This window comes from Pseudoduganella sp. UC29_71 (genome assembly GCF_042693265.1).
In the GTDB taxonomy this organism is placed as follows: Bacteria; Pseudomonadota; Gammaproteobacteria; order Burkholderiales; family Burkholderiaceae_D; genus Rugamonas.
Genome location: NZ_CP170549.1, coordinates 387,772 through 408,625, shown reverse-complemented (window position 1 = coordinate 408,625; position 20,854 = coordinate 387,772). Strand labels below are relative to the sequence as shown.

Genomic DNA, 20,854 nt, shown 5'->3' with positions numbered 1-20,854 from the left:
TTGTTGCGAAAAACTAACGGTAAGTGACGCTATTGGCCTCGCCCAGCCACTCCAGGTGGGCGTAATTGTTCAGGTAGTTCAGGCTGGTCTTGCCCGGACGGTGCTGCAGTTTGGTCAGCGAGCAGTTGGCGATGGACCAGTTCAATTCCAGCGTTTTGTGGTTGGGCAGGTCCAGCAGGTGCTGGCAGATCGCCGAGATCGTGCCGCCGGAAGTGAACACCACGGTGGTTTCGGACTCGGCGCCCTGCTCGGTAAGGCGCGCCAACGCGGCCACGCAGCGCGCCTGGAATGCTTTCCACGTTTCCGTGTAGTCGGCGTCGTGCTCTCCCCCCATCCAGCGCTGCATGGCCGCGACGAAAATGTGCTCGAAGGCGTGCTTCGGGTCCGGCTGGCGCGCCACGTAGGCCTTGAATTCCTCCGGCGACGAAAACTCGGGACAGTGCTGCACCAGCACTTCCACGTGGTTGAACTCCGCAAAACCGGGGTCGGTGAGCCACTCCGTGTCGGCCAGCAGCGTCCTGGCCAGTTCGGACAGGCAGGTATCCGCCGTTTGCCGGTGGCGCGCCATGCCGCCGCACACCACGCGCTGGAAAATCTGGCGGCTATTGGCGAACCATTGCCCCAGCAGGCGCGCCTGCTCAAACCCCAGCGGCGACAGCTGGTCGTAGTTGGCGGACCCGAACGAGGCTTGGCCGTGGCGCACCAGATAAATTTGTCCCATCGCGCGGTCTCCGTGTAACAAAAAGAATAAAGCAAAGCTTAGCGCCCGATGTAGAATTCATCAAATGAATAGTTTTAATGCATCCGAATAAAGATCATGCATATATCCAAGGTCGACCTGAACCTGTTCGTCGTGTTCGACGCTATCTACACGGAAGGCAGCCTGACGCGCGCCAGCCTGAAGATGAATCTCACGCAGCCGGCCGTCAGCCATGCGCTGGCGCGCCTGCGGCAATTGCTAAACGATGCGCTGTTCGAGCGCCAGGGCCACGTGATGGTGCCCACGCCGCTGGCGCGCAGCATCATCGAACCGGTGCGGCAAGCGCTGCGCGGTTTCGAGGTGACCCTGAGCGGGGCCGAGCGCTTCGACCCCGCCACCAGCGAGCGCACCTTCACGCTCGCCATGCGGGACGTGGTGGAACCCACCATCCTGCCGCCGCTGATGGCCCGCATTGCCGTGGCCGCGCCGTCGGTGGGCGTGAACGCGCTGCGCGTGGCGCGGGGAGACCTGGAAGGCGAGCTGGCGGCGGGCAGCGTCGACGCGGCGATCGACCTGCTGCTGCCGCTGTCCAAGGATATCCGCCAGATGCGACTGCCGTCCGACCAGACGGTGGTGCTGGTGCGCGCCGGGCATCCGCAAGTGCAGCAAGCGCTGGACCTGGAGATGTATCTGCGGCAGGAGCATATCCAGGTGAGTTCGCGCCGCAGCGGGCCTAGCCTGGAAGACGTGGAACTGAGCCGGCGCGGCCTGCAGCGCCGCATCCGCATGCGCTGCCAGCACTACTACACGGCCTGCACGGTGGTGAGCCAGACCGATTTGCTGCTGACCATGCCCGAGCGCTACGGCCAGGTGCTGAACCAGCAGTTCGGCCACCAGCTGCTGGCGCTGCCGCTGGAGCTGGCGCACATCGACAACCAGCTGTACTGGCACGCCAACGTCGACAGCGACCCGGCCAACCGCTGGCTGCGCGAGCAGATCGCCGAGGTGCTCAGCGCCCTGCCGTGACGCACGGCGGGTTACGGCTCCGCCTAACCCGCCCTACGTGATTCGAGGTGGATGCGTAGGGCGGGTTAGGTGCGCAGCACCGTAACCCGCCGGCGCCGCCACGTTCAGTGCCACGCTGCATCCAGCGCCAGGTGCATGCCCAGCAACAGCAGCGCAAACAGGAAGCATTTGCGGAACAAGGCCGGCGCCATGCGGCTGCGCAAGCGCTGCCCCAGCAGCATGCCCGCCACCGCCGGCAGCTGCGCCACGAAGGACATCCCCGCCGCCTCCGGCTGCCACGCCCCACGGGCCGCCAGCGACACCGCCAGCGCCACGGTGGACACCGTGAACGCCAGCCCCATGGCCTGTACCAGCTCATCCTTCTCCAGCTCCAGCGCCTGCAGATAAGGCACGGCCGGTATCACGAACACGCCGGTGGCCGCCGTGATGGCGCCGGTAATCGCCCCCACCGCAGGCGACATCGTCCCCTCGCTGCCGCGCAAACGCCAGCGCACCGACAACAGCCCCATGGCCGCATACGCCACCAGCGCCAAACCCAGCGCCCCGCTGGCCATCTTCGCATCGAAAGCCAGCGCGCCGCCGACCAGCGTGCCGGCACCGGTCCCCACGCAGATCCCGGCCATCATCGGCCACAGGCGCTGCCACAACGGATACACAGGCGATCCAGACAGCAGCTGCCAGACATTCGTCAAAAGCGAAGGCACAATCAGCAAGGCCGCCGCCTGCACCGGCGTCATCACAAGGCTGAGCAGCGCCACCGCCACCGTCGGCAGCCCCATGCCGGTAACGCCCTTAACCATTCCCGCAAGCAGGAACACCACGGTGATGTAGATGATATTTTCCATAGTCCACAGTCTGGCACGGCGAACCGGCGGAGGGAATGTGGAATATACTCAGTGAGCCTACGGCTGTTCCGAAGGCAGAACAAGGAATGCAATGCGATTTGACCTCACCGACCTGCGGCTGTTCCTGCATGTGGCCGAAAGCGGCAGCATCACTTCCGGCGCCGAACAGTCGCACCTGGCGCTGGCATCGGCCAGCGCGCGCATACGCGGCATGGAGGAGATGCTGGGCGTGCCGCTGCTGGAACGCGGCCGGCGCGGCGTGGAGACCACCGAAGCGGGCCGCACGCTGCTGCACCACGCACGCATGATCACGCAGCAAATGGAAAAGATGCGCGCCGACCTGGGCGAATACGCGTCCGGCCTGAAAGGCCATGTGCGGGTACTGTGCAACACCTCCGCGCTGGCCGAGTTCCTGCCCGACGCGCTGGCCGGCTTCATGGCCGCGCACCCGCAGGTGAACATCGACCTCGAAGAAAGGCTCAGCTACGACATCGTGCAAGCCATCAAAGACGGCCTGGCCGACATCGGCGTGATCGCGGATTCGGTGGACAGCACCGGCCTGGAAACCTTCCCCTTCCGCGACGACCGGCTGGTACTGGCCATGTCCCCGCAGCACCCGCTGGCGGCCCGGCTGAAACGCAAGCGCAGCATGGCCTTCGCCGACGCGCTGGGCTACGATTTCATCGGCCTGGCGGGCGACAGCGCGCTGCACAAATACATCGCGGGCCACGCCGCGCGGCTGGGCAAGCGCCTGATCTACCGCGTGCGCCTGCGCAGCCTGGACGCCGTCTGCCGCATGGCCGCCAGCGGCGCGGGCCTGGCCGTGCTGCCCGAATCCGCCGTGCTGCGCTCGCGCGACGTGATGGACATTCGCCACGTTCAGCTCACCGACCAGTGGGCCGTCCGCAAATTGCTGATCTGCGTGCGCCACTATGCCGACCTGCCCGGCTATGCGCGCGAACTGGTGGACGCGCTGCAGCCGAGCGCCGCAGGTCAGACGGACAAGGTGCGCTGAGCGGCCTGGCTGATCGCTTGCGTGATCGGGTGGCTGATGCGACGCTCGGTGGTGATGCCGTACACGCGCTCGCGCAGCGTGGGGATGCTGCCCACCACGGACACGCCATACTGCTGGCACACGCGGCCCGCGATGGCGGCCGGAACGAAGAACAAGCCCGCACCGGACTGCCCGAAGGCCTTGATCATGGCGCTGTCGTCGAACTCGCCCACCACGTGGGGATGCGCGACATGCTCCTGCAGCCACTGCATCAGCTTGGGGCGTACCGCGAAGTCTTCGCCCGGCAGCAGCAGCGGCGCGTGGTTCAGGCAGCCGGGGAAGGCGCCTTGCAAGCCTGCGGCCAGTGCCGGAGCGGCCAGCACCTGCAGCTGGCTTTCGCCCAGCAGGTGGCTGTATCCGCGCACATGCAGGTGGCTGGGCATGGCACGGTCGGCGATGATGAGGTCCAGCTTGTGCACGGCCAGGTCGGCCAGCAAGGCTTCCATGCGCCCCTCGCGGCAAATCAGCCGTGTCGGCGACGGCACCGACAGCGCGGGCGCCACCAGCTCGCAGGCGATGGCCTTGGAGACGGAATCGGAGACGCCGACGCGGAACGTGGCGGTGGCTGCGCCGGCCTGGTCGCGCACCACTTCCAGCAGCTCGTCGCCGGAGCGGAATATCTCCTCGGCGTGGTGCAGCATGCGCTGCCCGGTATCCGTCAGCACCAGCCGCCGTCCTGCGCGGTGGAACAGTTCCACCCCCAGCGTGTCGGCAAACTCGCTCAACTGGCCGGAGATGGATTGCGGCGTCAGGTGCAGCTGCTCCGCCGCCTTGGCGATGCTGCCGGTGCGCGCCACCATCCAGAAGTAGCGCAGATGCTTGAAGTTAAGCGTTGTCATGGCCAGGCAATACGTCCGCTTTTTCGATGTATTGTCCAAGTATATTCGAATTGTTCGATGTGATTCGATTGCTTACCATGGCCTCTCTACAAGGAGGTGGATATGAACGGCCTGGAGCAGTTTGCGACGGCGCCCATGTGGGCCGGCTTCGTCGTTTTCGTGCTGGCGATGCTGGCACTCGACCTGTATGTCTTCGGCGGCGACAAGGCGCACAAGGTGACCGTGCGCGAAGCGGGCACCTGGTCAGTGATCTGGTTCTCGCTTGCGCTGCTGTTCAATGCCGGCCTGTGGTGGTATTTGCGCGGGACCGTGGGGCCGGAGATCGCCGAGCGCAAGGGACTGGAATTCCTGTCGGGCTACCTGATCGAAAAGGCGCTGTCGGTCGATAACATCTTCATCTTTCTGCTGATTTTCTCATCCTTCCATGTGAAGCCCGAGTATCAGCGCCGCGTGCTGATTTACGGCGTGCTGGGCGCCATCGTCATGCGCGCCGTGATGATCATGGCCGGCGCCTGGGTGGTGAGTGAGTTCAGCTGGATGCTGTATGTGTTCGGCGCCTTCCTGGCCGTCACCGGTATCCGCATGATGGTGGCGGCGGACCATGAGCCGGACCTGCAGAAGAACCCCGTGCTGCGTCTGGCGCGGCGCCATCTGCGCGTGGCGGACGGGGACCACGGCGAGAAATTCTTCGTCTTCAAGGATGGCCTGCGCTATGTAACGCCGCTGTTCCTGGTGCTGATCCTGATTGAAGCGACCGACCTGGTGTTCGCGGTCGATTCGATTCCGGCCATCTTCGCCATCACGTCGGACCCGTTCATCGTGTTCACGTCGAACATGTTCGCCATCCTGGGCTTGCGGGCGCTGTATTTCCTGTTGGCCGATATCGCGGGCCGGTTCCATCTGCTCAAGTACGGCCTGGCGCTGGTGCTGATCTTCATCGGCGCGAAGATGCTGATCATGCCCTGGTTCCATATGCCGGTGCATATCTCGCTGGCCGTGGTGGCGACGCTGATCGCTGGCAGCGTGCTGGCCAGCCTGTATGCCACCCGCAAGAGTACCAACTAACCTGACAAAGAAGGAGTAGCACAATGCGACATTACCAACCCAATAGTGCCAGCGCGGCTGGCCGTATCCTGGCCCTGGCCATGGTGGTGGACGGCCACATGGCGCCGTCCGAATTGCGCGCACTGGAACGTTCGCGCCTGCTGGAGCATATCGATATCGACATGGACAGCTTCCATGACCTGGTGCAGGAGCTGTGCTATGACCTGCTGGCCAGCAATGTGAAGAACGACTACGTGGAGCTCGATCCGGACACCACGGACCTGCTGCTGGCCGATATCACCGACTCAGAACTGCGCCGCGAGCTGCTGCGCGCCATGTGGAATATCGCCGACGCCGACGGCGTGCTGGCGGATGGCGAAGCCAAGCTGCTTGCCCGCGCCTGCGTGGTGTGGGCGGCCGAGGCGCGCTTCATCACGGAGCCGGATCTGGCGCCGTAAGGCTGGCCTCAGGCGCAGCTTGGGCGCCGGTTCAGGCGCCGGTTCGCGCGGCGGATTGAGCAGTGGATTGAGCGGCAGCCGGGCAGGCGGCCGCACCGGCGGCTGGCGCGGCGCTGGCCTGCACGCGGATCGCCTGCGAAATGTCGGCGGCGATGCGCGCCACGGCGCGGCGATGGCCGGCCACCAGTGCGTCGTAACCCGGCGCCACTCTTTCCTCGGCCATGCTGCGGCAGGTGAGCACCTTGCTGCTGCCGCTGTTGCTGCCGATCCCGCGCACGCTCCACACGGCGTCCACCAGCGCGTACTGGCCTGGCACGGACTCAAAGCGCTGCACATTGGTGCTGACGCGGTAGACCGTGGCCTGCTCCGGCGTCGGCGTGCGGAACACGTCGATGGCGCCCAGTTCAGACGTCACGCCAAGCGACAAGGCCTGGCCGATTTCCGACGCCAGCGGCGCCGCCCAGCGCTCCTGCTCCAGCAGCTCCACCCTGCCCGCGCCACGCGTCACCACCAGCTGGTTGCGGCTCACTTGCTGCGGCACGGTGACGGCCTGCAGCTCGATGTAGAGCGGCGCCTGTGCCGGAGCGGCGCCCCCATCGGCGGCTCGCGCGGCTGAAGGCACGGCCCCGGCAGTCAGGCTGTAGAAGCGCTCCGCCGGCAGCGAGCTGGCGCAGCCGGCCAGCAGCGCAGCGGCAAGCGAGGAAGCCAGCACGGCAGCCAGGGGCGCGCGGCGCGCGCGGTCGCGGAAAGATTGCATCATTTCTTGTCTCCTTGCTTGCCCCGGATCAGCGACTCCGGATGGCGTTCCAGATAATCCGACAGCGCGTTCAGCGATTGCAGCGTCTGCGTCAATTGCTGCAGCGCCTCGCGCAAATCGGACTGCACCGGTGAATCCTTTTGCAGCAGTAGCTCGGCCGTGCCGAAGGTCTGCCTGGCCGCGCCCAGCGTGTCCTTCATCTCCGGCACTACTTGCGCGTCGAGCTGCTTGAACAGCGCATTGGCGTTCTTCAGCGTAGCGTTCAGGTTGTTGCCGACCTCGGCGAACGGCACCTGATCCAGCTTGCGGGCGATGCTGGCGATCTGCGTCTGCAACTCTTCCAGGCTGTTCGGGATGGTCGGTATCTCGAGCGGGAAGGCGTCCACGTCCAGCTTCACCGCCGGCGAATTCGGGAAGAAGTCCAGCGCGATATACAGCTGCCCGGTCAACAGGTTCCCGGTGCGCAGTTGCGCGCGCAAGCCGCGGCTCACCATGCGCTCGAGCACTTCGGAGCCGGCCTTGCCTTCCGGGTCCGCCGCCAGTGACTGCTGGAAGCGCTTGCCCAGCCGCGCCGGATACAGGTCCACCGTCACCGGCATGCGGAAGCTCTTCTTCTTCGGATCGAACTCCACACCCACCGAGCGCACTTCACCCAGCACGATGCCACGGAAGTCCACCGTGGCCCCGGGCTGCAGGCCGCGCAGTGACTGGTCGAAGTAGAACACGCTCGATATCGGCTGGCCGTCCGGCTCGCGCATGGCGCTGGCCTGGTCTTCGGCCAGCAGGAATTCCGAGCCGGACGGCGCCACCGCATCCGGCTTGTGGCCGCTCATCGATTCAAACGCGATGCCGCCCACCAGCAAGGCCGCCAGCGACTGCGTATTGAGCTTGAAACCGGACGAGTCCAGCCGCAGGTCGACGCCGCTGGCGTGCCACCAGCGCGTGTTCCTGCCTACATGCTGGTCATAAGGCGCATTCACAAATACGCGCATCGTCACGCCCGTGCCTTTCGGCTCAAGCGCGAAGTCGATCACCTGCCCCACCTGGATGCGGCGGTAAAACACCGGCGAACCGATATCGATGGACCCCAGGCTCTCGGCGTGCAGTGTGTACATGCTGCCCTTCTGGTCCACCGTGACCGGGGGTGCGCGCTCCAGCCCCGTAAACTTCTCGCTGCCCAGGGCGCCCTTGCCCGCATCCACGCCGATGTAAGCGCCCGACAGCAACGTGCCCAGCCCGGACACGCCGGACGCGCCCACGCGCGGCCGCACCACCCAGAAGCGGGTATCGGCCGCCGTGAAGCGCTTGGCGTCCTTGCTCATCTCTATCGTCACCAGCACCTTGGACAAGTCCGGGTGCAGCGCGATGCTGCGCACAATGCCGATGTCCACGTCCTTGTACTTCACCTTGGTCTTGCCGGCCTCCAGGCCGTCGCCGCTGCGGAAACTCACCTCCACCACCGGTCCCTGGTCCAGCACCGACTTGGCCACCAGGCCCAGGCCGATCAGCGCGGCCAGCAGCGGCACCAGCCACACCAGCGAGGGCAGCCAGCGGCTGCCCTTCTCCACTTGCGGTTCGGGCAGGACGGGATATTCGCCTTCTTGTTCAGGCATGGTTCTCTCCAGATTTCTGTACAGGGTCCCAGATCAGGCGGGGATCGAATTGCATGGACGCGAGCATGGTCAGCACCACCACCGCGCAGAACGCCAGCGCGCCCGGCCCTGCAGTGATCACTGCCAGCGAACTGAAACGCACCAGCGCCACGGTGAGCGTGATGACGAAAATATCGAGCATGGACCAGCGGCCCACAAATTCCACCAGCCGGTACAGCACCGTGCGCTGGCGCGGCCGCCAGCGCGAGCCGCGCTGCGACGTGAACGCCAGCAGCGCCAGCGCCCCGAGCTTGGCCACCGGCACCACGATGCTGGCGATGAAAATGATGGCGGCCAGCGCGGGCGAGCCGCTGGTCCAGAAGTACACCACGCCGCTGATGATGGTGTCGTCTTCCTTGCCGAACAGGGAATGCGTGTACATCACAGGCAGCAGGTTGGCGGGAATGTAGAGGATGGCCGCGCCCAGCAGCAGCGCCCAGGTGCGGGCGATGCTGTCGGGCTGGCGGCGGTGCAAAGTGCTGCCGCAGCGCGCGCAATGCTGGCGCTGCCCACGCGCGTGAGCGCCGATGTCGGCAGCCACCAGTCCGCACGCATGGCAGGCCAGCGGATGCACACCCTTGGCCAGCGCCGTATAGCGCATCGGCCGCGGCGCCGCTGCCGATGCCGCCGCCGGCACCCCGGCGCCGCCCGGCGCGGAGGCCACCAGCCGGTCGCCTGCCAGCCACAGCGCGCGCGGGTCGAAAGACACCACCACTGTCAGCAGCAGCGTCAGCGCGCCGAACGCGAACAATCCCGGCTGCGGGACCACCTGCGCCAGGCTGGTCATCTTGATGATGGTGATCAGGATGCCTATCATCAGCACCTCGGTCATACCCCACTGGCGCGCCTTGCGCACGGCGCGCAGCAGGCGGTGGAAGCCGGGCGGTTGGTAGCCGGCGCGCAGCGCCAGCGTCACGTACAGCAGCGCGCCCAGTTCGATGGCCGGGAAAACGATGGTAAACAGCAGCACGTTCACGGCCACCACCTGCATCTGCTCGTGCCACAGTACGCGAATGGCGCCCAGCAGCGTGGCGCTGGTCGTGTAGCCGTTCACCTCCAGTTCGACGATGGGGAAGAATTGGGCAATCAGGAAAACGATGATGGCGCCCAACGTGATGGCGGCGATGCGGTCCAGGCTGGGAGGCGCGCCCCGGTACAGCACCGACCCGCAGCGCACGCAGCGCGCCTTCTCGCGCGGCGCGAGCGGTCGCCGGCGATGCAGCACGCCGCAGTCATGGCAGCTGATCAGGTCATTTCGATGCAGGTATTCTTGCACTGGTCTTTATTCGCGTGGGCCAGCCTGCATCATACGTGAAAAGTCGCGAGCGACGCCTGCGCAATGGCGCCAGCTGCCAAGCGGAATGATACCGCCGGTTTCCTCGGCGAGCGCAATGAACTCGGCGGGCGTCACCATGCCGCGCCGGAGATGGCGCCAGCGCAGCGGCGGGCGCGGATCGTCATTGCATGGCTTTTGCCCGCTCCAGCATGGCGTGCAGCAGCACGTTGCAACCGGCTTCGAGGTGTTCAGCCTTGGCATCCTCGATCTCATTGTGGCTGATGCCATCCTTGCACGGCACGAAAATCATGCCGGCCGGCGCCACGCGCGCGGCATAGATGGCGTCATGCCCGGCGCCGGATACCACGTCCATGGTGGAGTAGCCCAGCCTGGCCGTGGCGCTGCGCACCGCGTCCACGCAATCCGGGTGGAAGGGGCACGGCGGATAATACGAAACCCGCTCGATCTTGATGCCGAGGCCAGTTTCGCTGCGCGTCCTGTCGATAAAGGCCAGCATTTCCTCGTGCATGGTGTTGAGCAGTTCGTCGTTCACGTTACGCAAATCTATGCTGAATTTCACCTCGCCGGGAATAACATTCCGGCTATTGGGAAAAACCTGCATCATCCCTACTGTGCCCCGGCCGTAGGGCGGATAGCGGTTTGCTATCGAGACCACTTCCTGGATGATGCGGGTGGACACCTGCATGGCGTCCTTCCGCAGGTGCATGGGCGTGGGGCCGGCGTGCGCCTCCATGCCGGTGACGGTGCAGTCGTACCAGGACAGGCCCATCACCGCGGGCACCACGCCGATCACCTTGTCCTCGTCCTCCAGCACCGGGCCTTGTTCGATATGGGTTTCGAAGTAGGCGCCGATGGGGTGCTGGCCGGGCACCTGGTCGCCCTTGTAGCCGATGCGCTCCAGTTCTTCACCGACGGTCTTGCCCTCGGTGTCCCTGGCGGCGTAGGCGTGTTCCAGCGTGAAGGCGCCGCAGAATACGCCGGAACCCATCATCACGGGCACGAAGCGCGAGCCTTCCTCGTTGGTCCAGAAGGCCACTTCGATCGGTGCTTCGGTCTTGACGCCATGGTCGTTCAGCGTGCGCACCACTTCTATGCCGGCCAGCACGCCGTAGTTGCCGTCGAACTTGCCGCCGGTGGGCTGGGTGTCGATATGGCTGCCGGTCATGATGGGCGGCAGCGCGTTGTTGGTGCCGTCGCGCCGCATGAAGACGTTGCCGATCTGGTCGATGGTGATGCTCATGCCGGCCTCCTTGGCCCAGCCGACCACCAGGTCGCGGCCCTGCTTGTCCAGGTCGGTCAGGGTCAGGCGCTTGACGCCGCCTTTTTCGGTGGCGCCGATCTTGGCCAGTTCCATCAGCGAGGCCCATAGGCGGTCGCCGTTGATGCGTAACTCGTTCATATCGATCTCCTTCTTTGCTTTGTCGTGCCGGGCCGCCGGCTGCTCCCGGCGGGTTACGCGGTGCCCGCTAACCCGCCCTACGCGGCGGTGACGGGTTTGAACGCGGGGCGGTCGATATGGCGGCCGGCGCCTTCCTTCGCGCGCAGCTCGCCCTTGTGCCAGACCACTTTCCCCCCCGCCAGCGTGGTGGTGGGGATGCCTTTCACCGTGCGGCCTTCGAAGACGTTGAAGCCGCCTTTCGCGTGCTGGGTCTTGGCGGAGATGGTGCGCGTGGCCTCGGGGTCCCACACCACGATATCGGCGTCCGAGCCAACCGCGATCAGGCCTTTGCGCGGATAGATGTTGAAGATCTGGGCCGCGTTGGCCGACGTTACCTTGACGAATTCGGATGGTGTGAGGCGGCCGGTGTTTACGCCCGCATCCCACACTACGGCCATGCGGTCTTCCACGCCGCCGCAGCCGTTCGGGATCTTGCTGAAGTCATTTTTCCCGGCCGCCTTCTGCTCGGCGCAGAAGGTGCAGTGGTCGGTGGCGGTGGTGTGCAGGTTCCCGCCCTGCAGGCCGTGCCACAGCGCAGCCTGGTGCTGCTTGCTGCGGAACGGCGGGCTCATCACGTGCGCCGCGGCGAATTCGAAATCCTCGTGCTGGTACACGCTGTCGTCGATGACCAGGTGGCCGGCCAGCGCTTCGCCGTATACGCGCTGGCCGTTGGCGCGCGCCCGCGTGATCGCCTCCAGCGATTCCTGGCACGACACGTGCACGATGTAGAGCGGCGTGTGCATCACGTCCGCAATGGCGATGGCGCGGTTGGCCGCTTCCGCCTCCACTGCGGGTGGGCGCGACAGCGGATGCGAGCTTGGCCCGGTCAGCCCCTGGCGGATCAGGTCTTGCTGCAGCTGGAACACCAGTTCGCCATTCTCCGCGTGCACGGTGGGGATGGCGCCCAGCTCCAGGCAGCGGCGGAAGCTTTTCACCAGCGTTTCGTCGTCGGCCATGATGGCGTTCTTGTAGGCCATGAAGTGCTTGAAACTGTTCACGCCGTGGTCGCGCACCAGCGTGCCCATGTCGCGGTGCACCGACTCGTCCCACCAGGTGATGGCGACGTGGAAGGTGTAGTCGCCGGCCGCCTTCTGCGCCCAGCCGCGCCACTGGTGGTAAGCCTCCATCAGAGGCTGCTGCGGGCTGGGGATGACGAAATCGATGATGGTGGTGGTGCCGCCCGCCAGGCCGGCGGCGGTGCCGGTGAAGAAGTCGTCCGCCGTCACCGTGCCCATAAAGGGCAGGTTCATGTGGGTGTGCGGATCTATCCCGCCCGGCATCACGTACTGGCCGCTGGCGTCGATGACGGTGGCGGACGCCGGTGCGTCCAGGTTCTCGCCCACGGCGACGATCTTGTCGCCGTAGCACAGCACATCGGCCTTGAACGCCCGGTCGGCGTTGACGACGGTACCGCCGCGAATAATGGTGGTCATGTTGCGGTTCTCCTGAAATTAGGGCTGGGCGGCCGGGCGCAGCGCCGCCGCTGCCCTGCCCTTCATCACCACGCCGTACACCAGCGCAGAAATGGCAATGCCGACAAACCAGGCATATGTATAAATCGTTTTGAAGGCGTCGCCCACGCCGGGGAAGGACGCCGGGAAGGCCGCGTTCAGGAAGCCTGGAATGTTCGGCACCACGCCCAGGATGAAGGCGACGATGGCCGCGCTGTTCCAGCCTGCCACGTAGGAATACTGGCCGTCCTCGCGGTACAGCTGCTCCACGTTCAGCTCCGTCTTGCGGATCAGGTAGTAGTCGACAATGAGGATGCCGGCGATGGGACCCAGCAGCGCGGAATAGCCGATCAACCAGGTGAAGATGTAGCCCTGGGTGGACTCCAGCACTTTCCACGGCATCATGACGAGCGCGATGGAGGCGGTGATGTAGCCGCCCGCGCGGTAGCTGATGTGCTTGGGCGCCAGCGCGGAGAAGTCGTACGCCGGGCCGACCAGGTTGGCGGCCAGGTTCACGCTCACCGTATCGATCAGCAGGATCACCAGCGCCACCAGCACGGCCACGCCGGTCATGCGGCTGGCCAGGTCCACCGGGTCCCAGATCGCCTTGCCGTACAGGACCACGGTGGCGGAGGTGACGATCACCGCCAGCGCGGCCAGCAGCCCCATGGGCACGGGCAGGCCGACGCTCTGGCCCACCAGCTGGTCGCGCTGGGTCTTGGCGAAGCGGGTGAAGTCGGGAATGTTCAGCGCCAGCGTGGCCCAGAAACCGACCATGGCGGTCAGCGAAGGCCAGAACGAGGACCAGAACTGGCCGGCCTTCTTGCCGCCTTCGACGAACTGCGATGGCTGCTCCAGCAATGGGCCGAAGCCGCCGGCCTTCTGGTACACCCAGCCGAGCAGCACGAAGCAGATCAGGATCTTCAGCGGTGCGGTGTAGGTTTCCAGCTTGCGGATGGCGTCCATGCCGTGCACGATGTACCAGAACTGGATGGCCCAGAAGGCCAGGAAGCACAACAGCTGCATGCCGTTGATGCCCAGGCCGGCGATCTTGGCGCCGCCGATCTCGCCGCCGAGCAGCACGCCGATCAGGGTGTAGATCATCTGTCCGCCGAACCAGGTCTGGATGCCGTACCAGCCGCAGGCGACGATGGCGCGCATCAGTGCAGGCAGCCGCGCGCCGGCGGTGCCGAAGGAAGCGCGCGCCAGCACGGCGTAGGGGATGCCGTACTTGGTGCCGGCGTGGCCGATGGCCAGCATGGGCAGCAGCACGATGGCGTTGGCGAGGAAGACGGTGAAGACGGCCTGGTAGGCCGACATGCCGCCTTCGATCAGGCTGGCCGACAGGGTGTAGGCCGGGATGCACATCACCATGCCGACCCACAGGGCGGCAAAGTGATACCAGCGCCAGGTGCGCTGGGCGGCGCTGGTGGGCGCCAGGTCTTCGTTCCAGAGTTGGGTGCTGCCGGACAAATCGTTGTTCACTGCATCTCTCCCGGGAGGTTGCGGGTTCTTGGCGGCTCTTGGCGGGTTACGGCTTCGCCTAACCCGCCCTACGTCACTACCGTTGCGTGCGGCCCATTATGCCGTGATGCCACCGTTGTGCGTGATCCATATCTTACGCGGCTTTGACCTCGCGGCGCGGGTTGCGCGGATCTTGCGTCCAGTTCATGTAGGGCTTGCCGGTATCCTGCGGCACCATGGTGATGCAGCCCTGCACGGGACAGGTGATCTCGCACAGGTTGCAGCCCACGCACTCCTCCTTGATCACCTCATAGGTGCGCACGCCCGCCGCGTCGATCAGCTGCGCGATCGACTGGTGCGAGGTGTCCTCGCAGGCCACGTAGCAGCGCCCGCACTTGATGCATTCGTCCTGGTTGATCTGCGCGATCACATGGTAGTTCATGTCCAGGTATTTCCAGTCGGTGGTGTTCGGCACCGCCTTGCCCATGAATTCGCCGACGTTCTGGTAGCCCTTCTCGTCCATCCAGCGCGACAGCCCGTCTTTCATCTCCTCGACGATGCGGAAGCCGTGCAGCATGGCCGCCGTGCACACCTGCACGCAGCCCGCGCCCAGCGCGATGAACTCGGCCGCGTCCTGCCAGTTGCCGATGCCGCCGATGCCCGAAATCGGCAGCCCCCTGGTCTGCGGGTCGCGCGCGATCTCGGCCACCATGTTCAACGCGATCGGCTTCACCGCCGAGCCGCAGTAGCCGCCGTGCGTGCTGGCATTGCCCACGGCCGGGAAGGCCACCATGCGGTCCAGGTCCAGGTGCGTGATGGAATTGATGGTGTTGATCAGCGAAACCGCGTCCGCCCCGCCGGCCTTGGCCGCGCGTGCCGGCGCCCGCACGTCGGTGATGTTGGGCGTGAGCTTGACGATGACCGGCAGCTTGCAGTGCGTCTTGCACCAGCGCGTCACCATTTCCACGTACTCGGGCACCTGGCCCACGGCCGCGCCCATGCCGCGCTCCGGCATGCCATGCGGGCAGCCGAAATTCAGCTCGATGCCGTCCGCGCCGGTGGCTTCCACCAGCGGCAGGATGTCGGCCCACAGTTTCTCTTCGCACGGCAGCATCAGCGAGACGACGATGGCGCGGTCCGGCCAGGCCTTCTTCACCTCGGTGATCTCGCGCAGGTTGATCTCCAGCGAGCGGTCGGTGATCAGCTCGATGTTGTTGAAGCCCAGGACTTCGCGGTTCTTGCCGTAGTGCGCCGAATAGCGCGACGACACGTTGACGGCGGCGGGGTCCTCGCCCAGCGTTTTCCACACCACGCCGCCCCACCCTGCTTCGAATGCGCGCACCACGTTGTACGCCTTGTCGGTCGGCGGCGCGGAGGCCAGCCAGAACGGGTTAGGCGATTTGATGCCGCAGAAGTTGACGCTCAGATCGGCCATTATGCAGCCTCCACTTTGGAAAGTATGTCGTGATGAATCGCCTGCGCTGCCAGCTTCCCGTGCTGCACCGCCTGCACCGTCAAGTCCTGCCCTGGCGCCACGCAGTCGCCGCCCGCGTACACGCCCGGCACCACGGTGCGGTAATGCCCGTCCACGTGGATCTTGTCGCCCTCGCGCTTGATGGCGGACGCCATCGCGTCCGACAGGCTGGCGCCGTCCATGCTCTGGCCGATGGCCTTGAACACCGCATCGGCCGGCAGTTCGAAAGTGACGCCGGTGCCGATCAGGCGGCCGTTCTCCAGCACCGTGTTCTCGAAGCGCATGCCGCACACCTTGCCGTCCCCGTCCAGCAGCACCTGCTGCGGCGCGGCCCAGGTGCGCATGCGCACCTGGTTCGCCTTGGCGATGTCCTGCTCATGGTGGGTGGCGCTCATGTCGTCGAAGCCGCGCCGGTACACCAGCGTCACTTCCTCCGCGCCCAGGCGCTGGATCTGCACCGCCATATCGATGGCCGTATTACCCGCGCCGATGACGATGGCGCGCTTGGGCACCGGCAGCTTGCTCAGGTCGTCCGCCTGGCGCAGCGCCGAGATGTAGTCCACCGCCGCCAGCAGGCCGGGCGCGTCCTCGCCGGTCAGGCCCAGCTGGCGGCTGGCGCCCAGGCCCAGGCCGAGGAACACGGCGTCGTACTGCGCGTGCAGGTCTTTCAGCTGCAGGTTGCCGCCCAGCTTCTGGCCGTGCCGTACTTCGATACCGCCTATGCCGAGCAGGAATTCGACTTCCTTCTGCGCGAAATCGTTGGTCAGCTTGTACTTGGCGATGCCGTACTCGTTCAAGCCGCCGGACTTTTCCTGCGCCTCGTAGATCACCACGTCGTTGCCCAGCATGGCCAGGCGGTGCGCGCACGACAGGCCTGCCGGCCCGGCGCCCACCACGGCGATCTTCTTGCCGGTGGACGGCGCGCGCTGGAAGGGGTGCTGCGTGATGGTCATGTTGTCCAGCGCGTAGCGCTGCAGCAGGCCGATCTTCACCGGCTGGCCTTCGGCTTCGTGGTTGCGCACGCAGGCGTCCTCGCACAGGATCTCCGTGGGGCACACGCGCGAGCAGCTGCCGCCGAGGATGTTCTGCTTCAGGATGCCCACCGCCGCGCCGTTCACGTTGTGGTCGTGGATGTTGCGGATGAAGCTGGCCACGTCGATTTCGGACGGGCAGATGCGCGTGCACGGCGCGTCGTAGCAGTACAGGCAGCGCGCGCTTTCTATCGCCGCCTGGCGCGCGTTGAGCGGCGGCGCCAGGTCGGTGAAGTGTTCGCCCAACTCGGCGTTCGTGGCTTTCGGCTGCGGTAAATGAGTGAGTGTGGCGATCATGTTGTCATCCCGTGTTTTGTCCAGGCTCTTGAAAAGTCACTTCATCTGCGGAAATGCAAATTCCGCGCCAGCGCTGGCGGTGTTGGGCCAGCGCTGCATCACGGCCTTGTGGCGCGTGTAGAAACGCACGCCTTCCGGACCGTAGGCGTGATGGTCGCCGAACAGGCTGCGCTTCCATCCGCCGAAACTGTTGAAAGCCATCGGCACCGGCAGCGGCACGTTCACGCCCACCATGCCCACCTGGATCTGGCGCACGAATTCGCGCGCCACGCCGCCGTCGCGCGTGAAGATGGCCACGCCGTTGCCGTACTCGTTGCTGTTGATGAGTTCCACCGCGTGCACCACGTCCGGACAGCGCATCACGCACAGCACGGGGCCGAAGATTTCTTCCTTGTAGATCGTCATGTCCGGGGTCACGTGGTCGAACAGCGTGCCGCCGACGAAGAAGCCGTTCTCGCGTCCCGGCACCTTGAAGTTGCGGCCATCGACCACCAGTTCCGCGCCCTGCTCCACGCCTTCGCCGATCAGGCGCTCGATGCGCTGCTTGGCCGCGCTGGTGACGACAGGCCCCATTTCAGCGCCCGCCTCCATGCCGTCGCGTACTTTCAGTGCAGCGGTGCGCTGTTTCAGTGCGCCCACCAGCTTGTCGCCCGCGTCACCCACGGCCACCACCACGGAGATCGCCATGCAGCGTTCGCCGGCCGAACCGTAGGCCGCGCCCATCAGCGCATCGACCGCCATGTCCATGTCCGCGTCCGGCATCACCACCATGTGGTTTTTGGCGCCGCCCAAGGCCTGCACGCGCTTGCCGCTTGCGCTGCCGCGCGCGTAGATGTATTCGGCAATCGGCGTGGAGCCGACGAAGCTCACCGCCTGCACCACCGGGTGGTCGAGGATGGCGTCCACCGTCACCTTGTCGCCCTGGATCACGTTGAACACGCCGTCCGGCAGGCCGGCTTCCTTGAGCAGCCTGGCGTGCAGCAGCGAAGGCGACGGATCGCGTTCGGATGGCTTGAGCACAAAGGTATTGCCGCAGGCGATGGCGACCGGGAACATCCACATCGGCACCATCACCGGGAAGTTGAATGGCGTGATGCCGGCCACCACGCCCAGCGGCTGGCGCATGGACCAGGCGTCGATGCCGCGCGAGATCTGGTCGGTGAATTCTCCTTTCAGCATCTGCGGTATGCCCACCGCGAACTCCACCATCTCGATGCCGCGCGCCACTTCGCCTTGCGCGTCGCTGAAGGTCTTGCCGTGCTCGCGGGTGAGCATGGCGGCGAATTCGTCGGTGTGCTGCTGGCACAGCTGCAGGTACTTGAACAGCACGCGGGCGCGCGTCAGCGGCGGCGTGGCGGACCAGGACGGGAAGGCGGCGGCGGCGGCTTGCGCGGCCGCATCCACTTCCTGCGCCGTGCCCAGCGCCACGCGCGCCACCGGCTCGCCCAGCGCGGGATTGAACACGTCCGCATAGCGGCCGCCTTGCGTGTCGGCCTTGGCGCCGTTGATGTAATGGGTGATGGTATCTAAATCGTTCATGCTGCTTGCTCCGGTCAGGCCAACAGGGAGTCGGCCGAAATATAGGGGTAGCCCAGGCCGTGCGCCACCGCTTCATAGGTGACGTGGCCCTGGCAAACGTTCAATCCATTCTTCAGGTGCGGGTTGGCCTGCATGGCGCGCTTCCAGCCCTTGTCGGCCAGCGCCACGGCGTGGCCGATGGTGGCGTTGTTGAGCGCGAAGGTGGAGGTGCGCGCCACCGCGCCCGGCATATTGGCCACGCAGTAGTGCACCACGCCGTCCACGATGAAGGTGGGCTGCTCGTGCGTGGTGGCGTGCGAGGTTTCGAAGCAGCCGCCCTGGTCGATGGCCACGTCCACCACCACCGCACCTTTCTTCATGCGCGAGATCATGTCCTTGGTCACCAGCTTGGGCGCGGCCGCGCCGGGCACCAGCACGCCGCCGATCACCAGGTCCGCGTCCAGCACCGCTTCCTCGATGGTGTGCGCGTTGGAGTACATGGTGGAGACGCGGTTGCCGAACACCAGGTCCAGCTGGCGCAGGCGGTCCACGCTTTTGTCGAGCACCGTCACGCGCGCACCCATGCCGACCGCGATCTGCAGCGCATTGGTGCCCACCACGCCGGCGCCGATAATGGCCACGTGGCCCGGCGCCACGCCCGGCACGCCGCCCAGCAGCAGGCCCATGCCGCCCTTGGATTTCTCCAGGTGGGCGGCGCCGGCCTGGATGGACATGCGGCCCGCCACTTCGCTCATCGGCGCCAGCAGCGGCAAGCCGCCGTTGACGCCGGTGATGGTTTCGTACGCGATGCAGACCGCGCCGGATTTCACCAGCGCGCGGGTCTGCTCCGGGTCCGGAGCCAGGTGCAGATAGGTGTACAGGATCTGGCCTTCGCGCAGCATGGCGCATTCCTGCGGCTGCGGTTCCTTCACCTTCACGATCATCTCCGCGCGCGCGAAGATCTCTGCCGCCGTATCGATAATGGAAGCGCCCGAGCCCTGGTACATCGCGTCGGTCAGACCGATGGCCGCGCCTGCGTTTTTCTGCACCAGCACCTGGTGTCCGCGCAGGACCAGCTCTTTCACGCTGGCCGGGGTAAGGCCAACGCGGGATTCCTGATTTTTGATCTCTTTCGGTACGCCTACTAGCATGACTGTCTCCTTGTGGGTTTTAGTCTAGATTTTTCAGTACCTTGGCCAGCTTCCCAAACAGTTCGTCGATGTGCTTCTTCTCGAACACCAGCGGCGGCGACAGCGCAATGATGTCGCCGGTGGTGCGGATCAGGATGCCGTCCGCAAAGGCCTGCTTGAAGGCGCTGAAGGCGCGCGCGCCCGGCTTGCCCTCGATCGGCGCCAGCTCGATGCCGGCAATCAGCCCGATGCTGCGGATGTCGATCACATGCGGCAGGCCTTTCAGCGAATGCACCGCGTCGGCCCAGTATTCCTGGATGCCCTTGGCGTGTTCAAGGATGTTCTGCTCCTTGAACACTTCCAGCGTCGCCAGCGAGGCGGCGCAAGCCACCGGATGGCCCGAATAGGTATAGCCGTGGAACAGTTCGATGCCGGCCGGCGCTTCCATGAAGGCGTCGTGGATGAATTTTTTCGAGAACACCGCGCCCATCGGAATCACGCCGTTGGTCAGGCCCTTCGCGGTGGTCATCATGTCCGGCTCCACGCCGAAGTAGTCGGCCGCGAACGGCGTGGTGAGGCGGCCGAAGCCGGTGATCACCTCATCGAAGATCAGCAGGATGCCGTGCTTGGTGCACAGTTCGCGCAGGCGCTTCAGGTAGCCCTTGGGCGGGATCAGCACGCCGGTGGAACCGGCCACCGGCTCCACGATCACGGCCGCGATGGTGGACGCGTCGTGCAGCGCGACGATGCGTTCCAGCTCGTCGGCCAGGTTGGCGCCGTACTCAGGCTCGCCGCGCGTGTAGGCATTCTTTTCCAGGTTGTGGGTGTGCGGCAGGTGGTCCACGCCGGGCAGCATCACGCCGTAGGGCTTGCGGTTGCCGGCGATGCCGCCCACCGAGATGCCGCCGAAGCCCACGCCGTGGTAGCCGCGCTCGCGGCCGATCAGGCGCGTGCGGCTCGCTTCGCCGCGCGCCTTGTGGTAGGCCAGCGCGATCTTGAGCGCAGTGTCCACGGCTTCGGAGCCGGAGTTGGTGTAGAACACGTGGCCGAACTTGTGGCCGGTGTAGTCCATCAGCTTTTCGGCCAGGTCGAAGGCGGCCGGGTGGCCCATCTGGAAGGTCGGCGCGAAATCGAGCTGGCCTATCATCTCGCGCACCGCCGCCACGATCCTGGGCTGCGCGTGGCCGCAGGGCACGCACCACAGGCCTGCCGTGCCGTCGAGGATCGCGTTGCCGTCCACGTCCTTGTAGTACACGCCTTCGGCCGACACCAGCAGGCGCGGATTGGCCTTGTAATCGCGGTTGTTCGTAAAAGGCATCCAAAACGACGACATGGATGCTGGTCTGGACTCGTTCATGCATTTCTCCTTATTTTTTACA

The 20,854-nt window shown here is 65.7% G+C and carries 18 protein-coding genes; 4 read left to right on the top strand and 14 right to left on the bottom strand.

What is annotated here, in order from left to right:
• Positions 1-13: 13 nt before the first annotated feature.
• Positions 14-721, bottom strand: coding sequence for a histidine phosphatase family protein (locus ACFJI2_RS01855; protein ID WP_377703513.1), 708 nt, complete (start codon positions 719-721; stop codon positions 14-16).
• Between the two features lie 96 nt (positions 722-817).
• Between ACFJI2_RS01855 and ACFJI2_RS01850 the strand changes: the two genes are divergently transcribed.
• Positions 818-1,726 (top strand): LysR family transcriptional regulator, encoded by a 909-nt coding sequence (locus tag ACFJI2_RS01850; RefSeq protein WP_377703512.1) that lies wholly within the window; start codon positions 818-820, stop codon positions 1,724-1,726.
• A 104-nt stretch (positions 1,727-1,830) separates the two neighbouring features.
• Here the strand turns inward: ACFJI2_RS01850 and ACFJI2_RS01845 are convergent, their stop codons facing one another.
• A complete protein-coding gene (locus ACFJI2_RS01845) occupies positions 1,831-2,571 on the bottom strand; it encodes a sulfite exporter TauE/SafE family protein (protein WP_377703510.1) in 741 nt (246 codons plus the stop codon).
• A 91-nt stretch (positions 2,572-2,662) separates the two neighbouring features.
• Between ACFJI2_RS01845 and ACFJI2_RS01840 the strand changes: the two genes are divergently transcribed.
• Positions 2,663-3,586 carry a LysR substrate-binding domain-containing protein gene (locus ACFJI2_RS01840; RefSeq protein WP_377703509.1) on the top strand — a complete coding sequence of 308 codons (924 nt, stop codon included), beginning with the start codon at positions 2,663-2,665 and terminating at the stop codon, positions 3,584-3,586.
• Here the strand turns inward: ACFJI2_RS01840 and ACFJI2_RS01835 are convergent.
• Positions 3,565-4,464 carry a LysR family transcriptional regulator gene (locus ACFJI2_RS01835; protein WP_377703508.1) on the bottom strand — a complete coding sequence of 300 codons (900 nt, stop codon included), beginning with the start codon at positions 4,462-4,464 and terminating at the stop codon, positions 3,565-3,567. The two genes, ACFJI2_RS01840 and ACFJI2_RS01835, sit on opposite strands and share 22 nt — an antisense overlap.
• A gap of 102 nt (positions 4,465-4,566) precedes the next feature.
• Here ACFJI2_RS01835 and ACFJI2_RS01830 point away from each other — a divergent pair, with 102 nt between their 5' ends.
• A complete protein-coding gene (locus ACFJI2_RS01830) occupies positions 4,567-5,529 on the top strand; it encodes a TerC family protein (protein ID WP_377703506.1) in 963 nt (320 codons plus the stop codon).
• 23 nt (positions 5,530-5,552) lie between these two features.
• Positions 5,553-5,966, top strand: a complete 414-nt coding sequence (locus ACFJI2_RS01825) for a TerB family tellurite resistance protein (RefSeq protein WP_377703505.1) — start codon at positions 5,553-5,555, stop codon at positions 5,964-5,966.
• A 31-nt stretch (positions 5,967-5,997) separates the two neighbouring features.
• Here the strand turns inward: ACFJI2_RS01825 and ACFJI2_RS01820 are convergent, their stop codons facing one another.
• From ACFJI2_RS01820 to ACFJI2_RS01770, 11 genes are all read right to left on the bottom strand, one after another.
• Positions 5,998-6,723: a membrane integrity-associated transporter subunit PqiC gene (locus ACFJI2_RS01820; protein WP_377705782.1), complete on the bottom strand. Its 726-nt coding sequence runs from the start codon at positions 6,721-6,723 to the stop codon at positions 5,998-6,000.
• A complete protein-coding gene (locus tag ACFJI2_RS01815; protein WP_377703504.1) occupies positions 6,723-8,336 on the bottom strand; it encodes an intermembrane transport protein PqiB in 1,614 nt (537 codons plus the stop codon). The genes ACFJI2_RS01820 and ACFJI2_RS01815 overlap by 1 nt, the downstream gene beginning before the upstream one ends.
• Entirely contained in the window at positions 8,329-9,639 is a 1,311-nt protein-coding gene (locus tag ACFJI2_RS01810) for a paraquat-inducible protein A (RefSeq protein WP_377705781.1), read from the bottom strand. The genes ACFJI2_RS01815 and ACFJI2_RS01810 overlap by 8 nt, the downstream gene beginning before the upstream one ends.
• A 193-nt stretch (positions 9,640-9,832) precedes the next feature.
• Positions 9,833-11,071, bottom strand: a complete 1,239-nt coding sequence (locus tag ACFJI2_RS01805; RefSeq protein WP_377703503.1) for a Zn-dependent hydrolase — start codon at positions 11,069-11,071, stop codon at positions 9,833-9,835.
• Between the two features lie 77 nt (positions 11,072-11,148).
• Entirely contained in the window at positions 11,149-12,543 is a 1,395-nt protein-coding gene (hydA, locus tag ACFJI2_RS01800) for a dihydropyrimidinase (protein WP_377703502.1), read from the bottom strand.
• A gap of 18 nt (positions 12,544-12,561) precedes the next feature.
• Positions 12,562-14,046 carry an NCS1 family nucleobase:cation symporter-1 gene (locus ACFJI2_RS01795; protein WP_377703501.1) on the bottom strand — a complete coding sequence of 495 codons (1,485 nt, stop codon included), beginning with the start codon at positions 14,044-14,046 and terminating at the stop codon, positions 12,562-12,564.
• Between the two features lie 133 nt (positions 14,047-14,179).
• Entirely contained in the window at positions 14,180-15,460 is a 1,281-nt protein-coding gene (preA, locus tag ACFJI2_RS01790) for an NAD-dependent dihydropyrimidine dehydrogenase subunit PreA (RefSeq protein WP_377703500.1), read from the bottom strand.
• Complete coding sequence (locus ACFJI2_RS01785; protein ID WP_377703499.1) at positions 15,460-16,827, bottom strand: NAD(P)-dependent oxidoreductase; 1,368 nt, start codon at positions 16,825-16,827, stop codon at positions 15,460-15,462. Before ACFJI2_RS01785 ends, preA begins: the two co-directional genes overlap by 1 nt.
• A gap of 36 nt (positions 16,828-16,863) precedes the next feature.
• Positions 16,864-18,366 (bottom strand): CoA-acylating methylmalonate-semialdehyde dehydrogenase, encoded by a 1,503-nt coding sequence (locus ACFJI2_RS01780; protein WP_377703497.1) that lies wholly within the window; start codon positions 18,364-18,366, stop codon positions 16,864-16,866.
• A 14-nt stretch (positions 18,367-18,380) separates the two neighbouring features.
• Positions 18,381-19,496, bottom strand: a complete 1,116-nt coding sequence (ald, locus tag ACFJI2_RS01775) for an alanine dehydrogenase (protein WP_377703496.1) — start codon at positions 19,494-19,496, stop codon at positions 18,381-18,383.
• Between the two features lie 19 nt (positions 19,497-19,515).
• A complete protein-coding gene (locus ACFJI2_RS01770; RefSeq protein WP_377703495.1) occupies positions 19,516-20,832 on the bottom strand; it encodes an aspartate aminotransferase family protein in 1,317 nt (438 codons plus the stop codon).
• Positions 20,833-20,854 lie beyond the last annotated feature (22 nt).

What these genes read in the sequence shown, in the direction of transcription:
- ACFJI2_RS01835 (WP_377703508.1), bottom strand. Translation starts at nt 4,464, where the DNA reads ATGACAACGCTTAACTTCAAGCATCTGCGCTACTTCTGGATGGTGGCG.
- ACFJI2_RS01850 (WP_377703512.1), top strand. Translation starts at nt 818, where the DNA reads ATGCATATATCCAAGGTCGACCTGAACCTGTTCGTCGTGTTCGACGCT.
- ACFJI2_RS01840 (WP_377703509.1), top strand. Translation starts at nt 2,663, where the DNA reads ATGCGATTTGACCTCACCGACCTGCGGCTGTTCCTGCATGTGGCCGAA.
- ACFJI2_RS01825 (WP_377703505.1), top strand. Translation starts at nt 5,553, where the DNA reads ATGCGACATTACCAACCCAATAGTGCCAGCGCGGCTGGCCGTATCCTG.
- ACFJI2_RS01815 (WP_377703504.1), bottom strand. Translation starts at nt 8,336, where the DNA reads ATGCCTGAACAAGAAGGCGAATATCCCGTCCTGCCCGAACCGCAAGTG.
- ACFJI2_RS01805 (WP_377703503.1), bottom strand. Translation starts at nt 11,071, where the DNA reads ATGAACGAGTTACGCATCAACGGCGACCGCCTATGGGCCTCGCTGATG.
- ACFJI2_RS01780 (WP_377703497.1), bottom strand. Translation starts at nt 18,366, where the DNA reads ATGAACGATTTAGATACCATCACCCATTACATCAACGGCGCCAAGGCC.
- ACFJI2_RS01820 (WP_377705782.1), bottom strand. Translation starts at nt 6,723, where the DNA reads ATGCAATCTTTCCGCGACCGCGCGCGCCGCGCGCCCCTGGCTGCCGTG.
- ald (WP_377703496.1), bottom strand. Translation starts at nt 19,496, where the DNA reads ATGCTAGTAGGCGTACCGAAAGAGATCAAAAATCAGGAATCCCGCGTT.
- hydA (WP_377703502.1), bottom strand. Translation starts at nt 12,543, where the DNA reads ATGACCACCATTATTCGCGGCGGTACCGTCGTCAACGCCGACCGGGCG.
- preA (WP_377703500.1), bottom strand. Translation starts at nt 15,460, where the DNA reads ATGGCCGATCTGAGCGTCAACTTCTGCGGCATCAAATCGCCTAACCCG.
- ACFJI2_RS01830 (WP_377703506.1), top strand. Translation starts at nt 4,567, where the DNA reads ATGAACGGCCTGGAGCAGTTTGCGACGGCGCCCATGTGGGCCGGCTTC.
- ACFJI2_RS01855 (WP_377703513.1), bottom strand. Translation starts at nt 721, where the DNA reads ATGGGACAAATTTATCTGGTGCGCCACGGCCAAGCCTCGTTCGGGTCC.
- ACFJI2_RS01785 (WP_377703499.1), bottom strand. Translation starts at nt 16,827, where the DNA reads ATGATCGCCACACTCACTCATTTACCGCAGCCGAAAGCCACGAACGCC.
- ACFJI2_RS01770 (WP_377703495.1), bottom strand. Translation starts at nt 20,832, where the DNA reads ATGAACGAGTCCAGACCAGCATCCATGTCGTCGTTTTGGATGCCTTTT.
- ACFJI2_RS01845 (WP_377703510.1), bottom strand. Translation starts at nt 2,571, where the DNA reads ATGGAAAATATCATCTACATCACCGTGGTGTTCCTGCTTGCGGGAATG.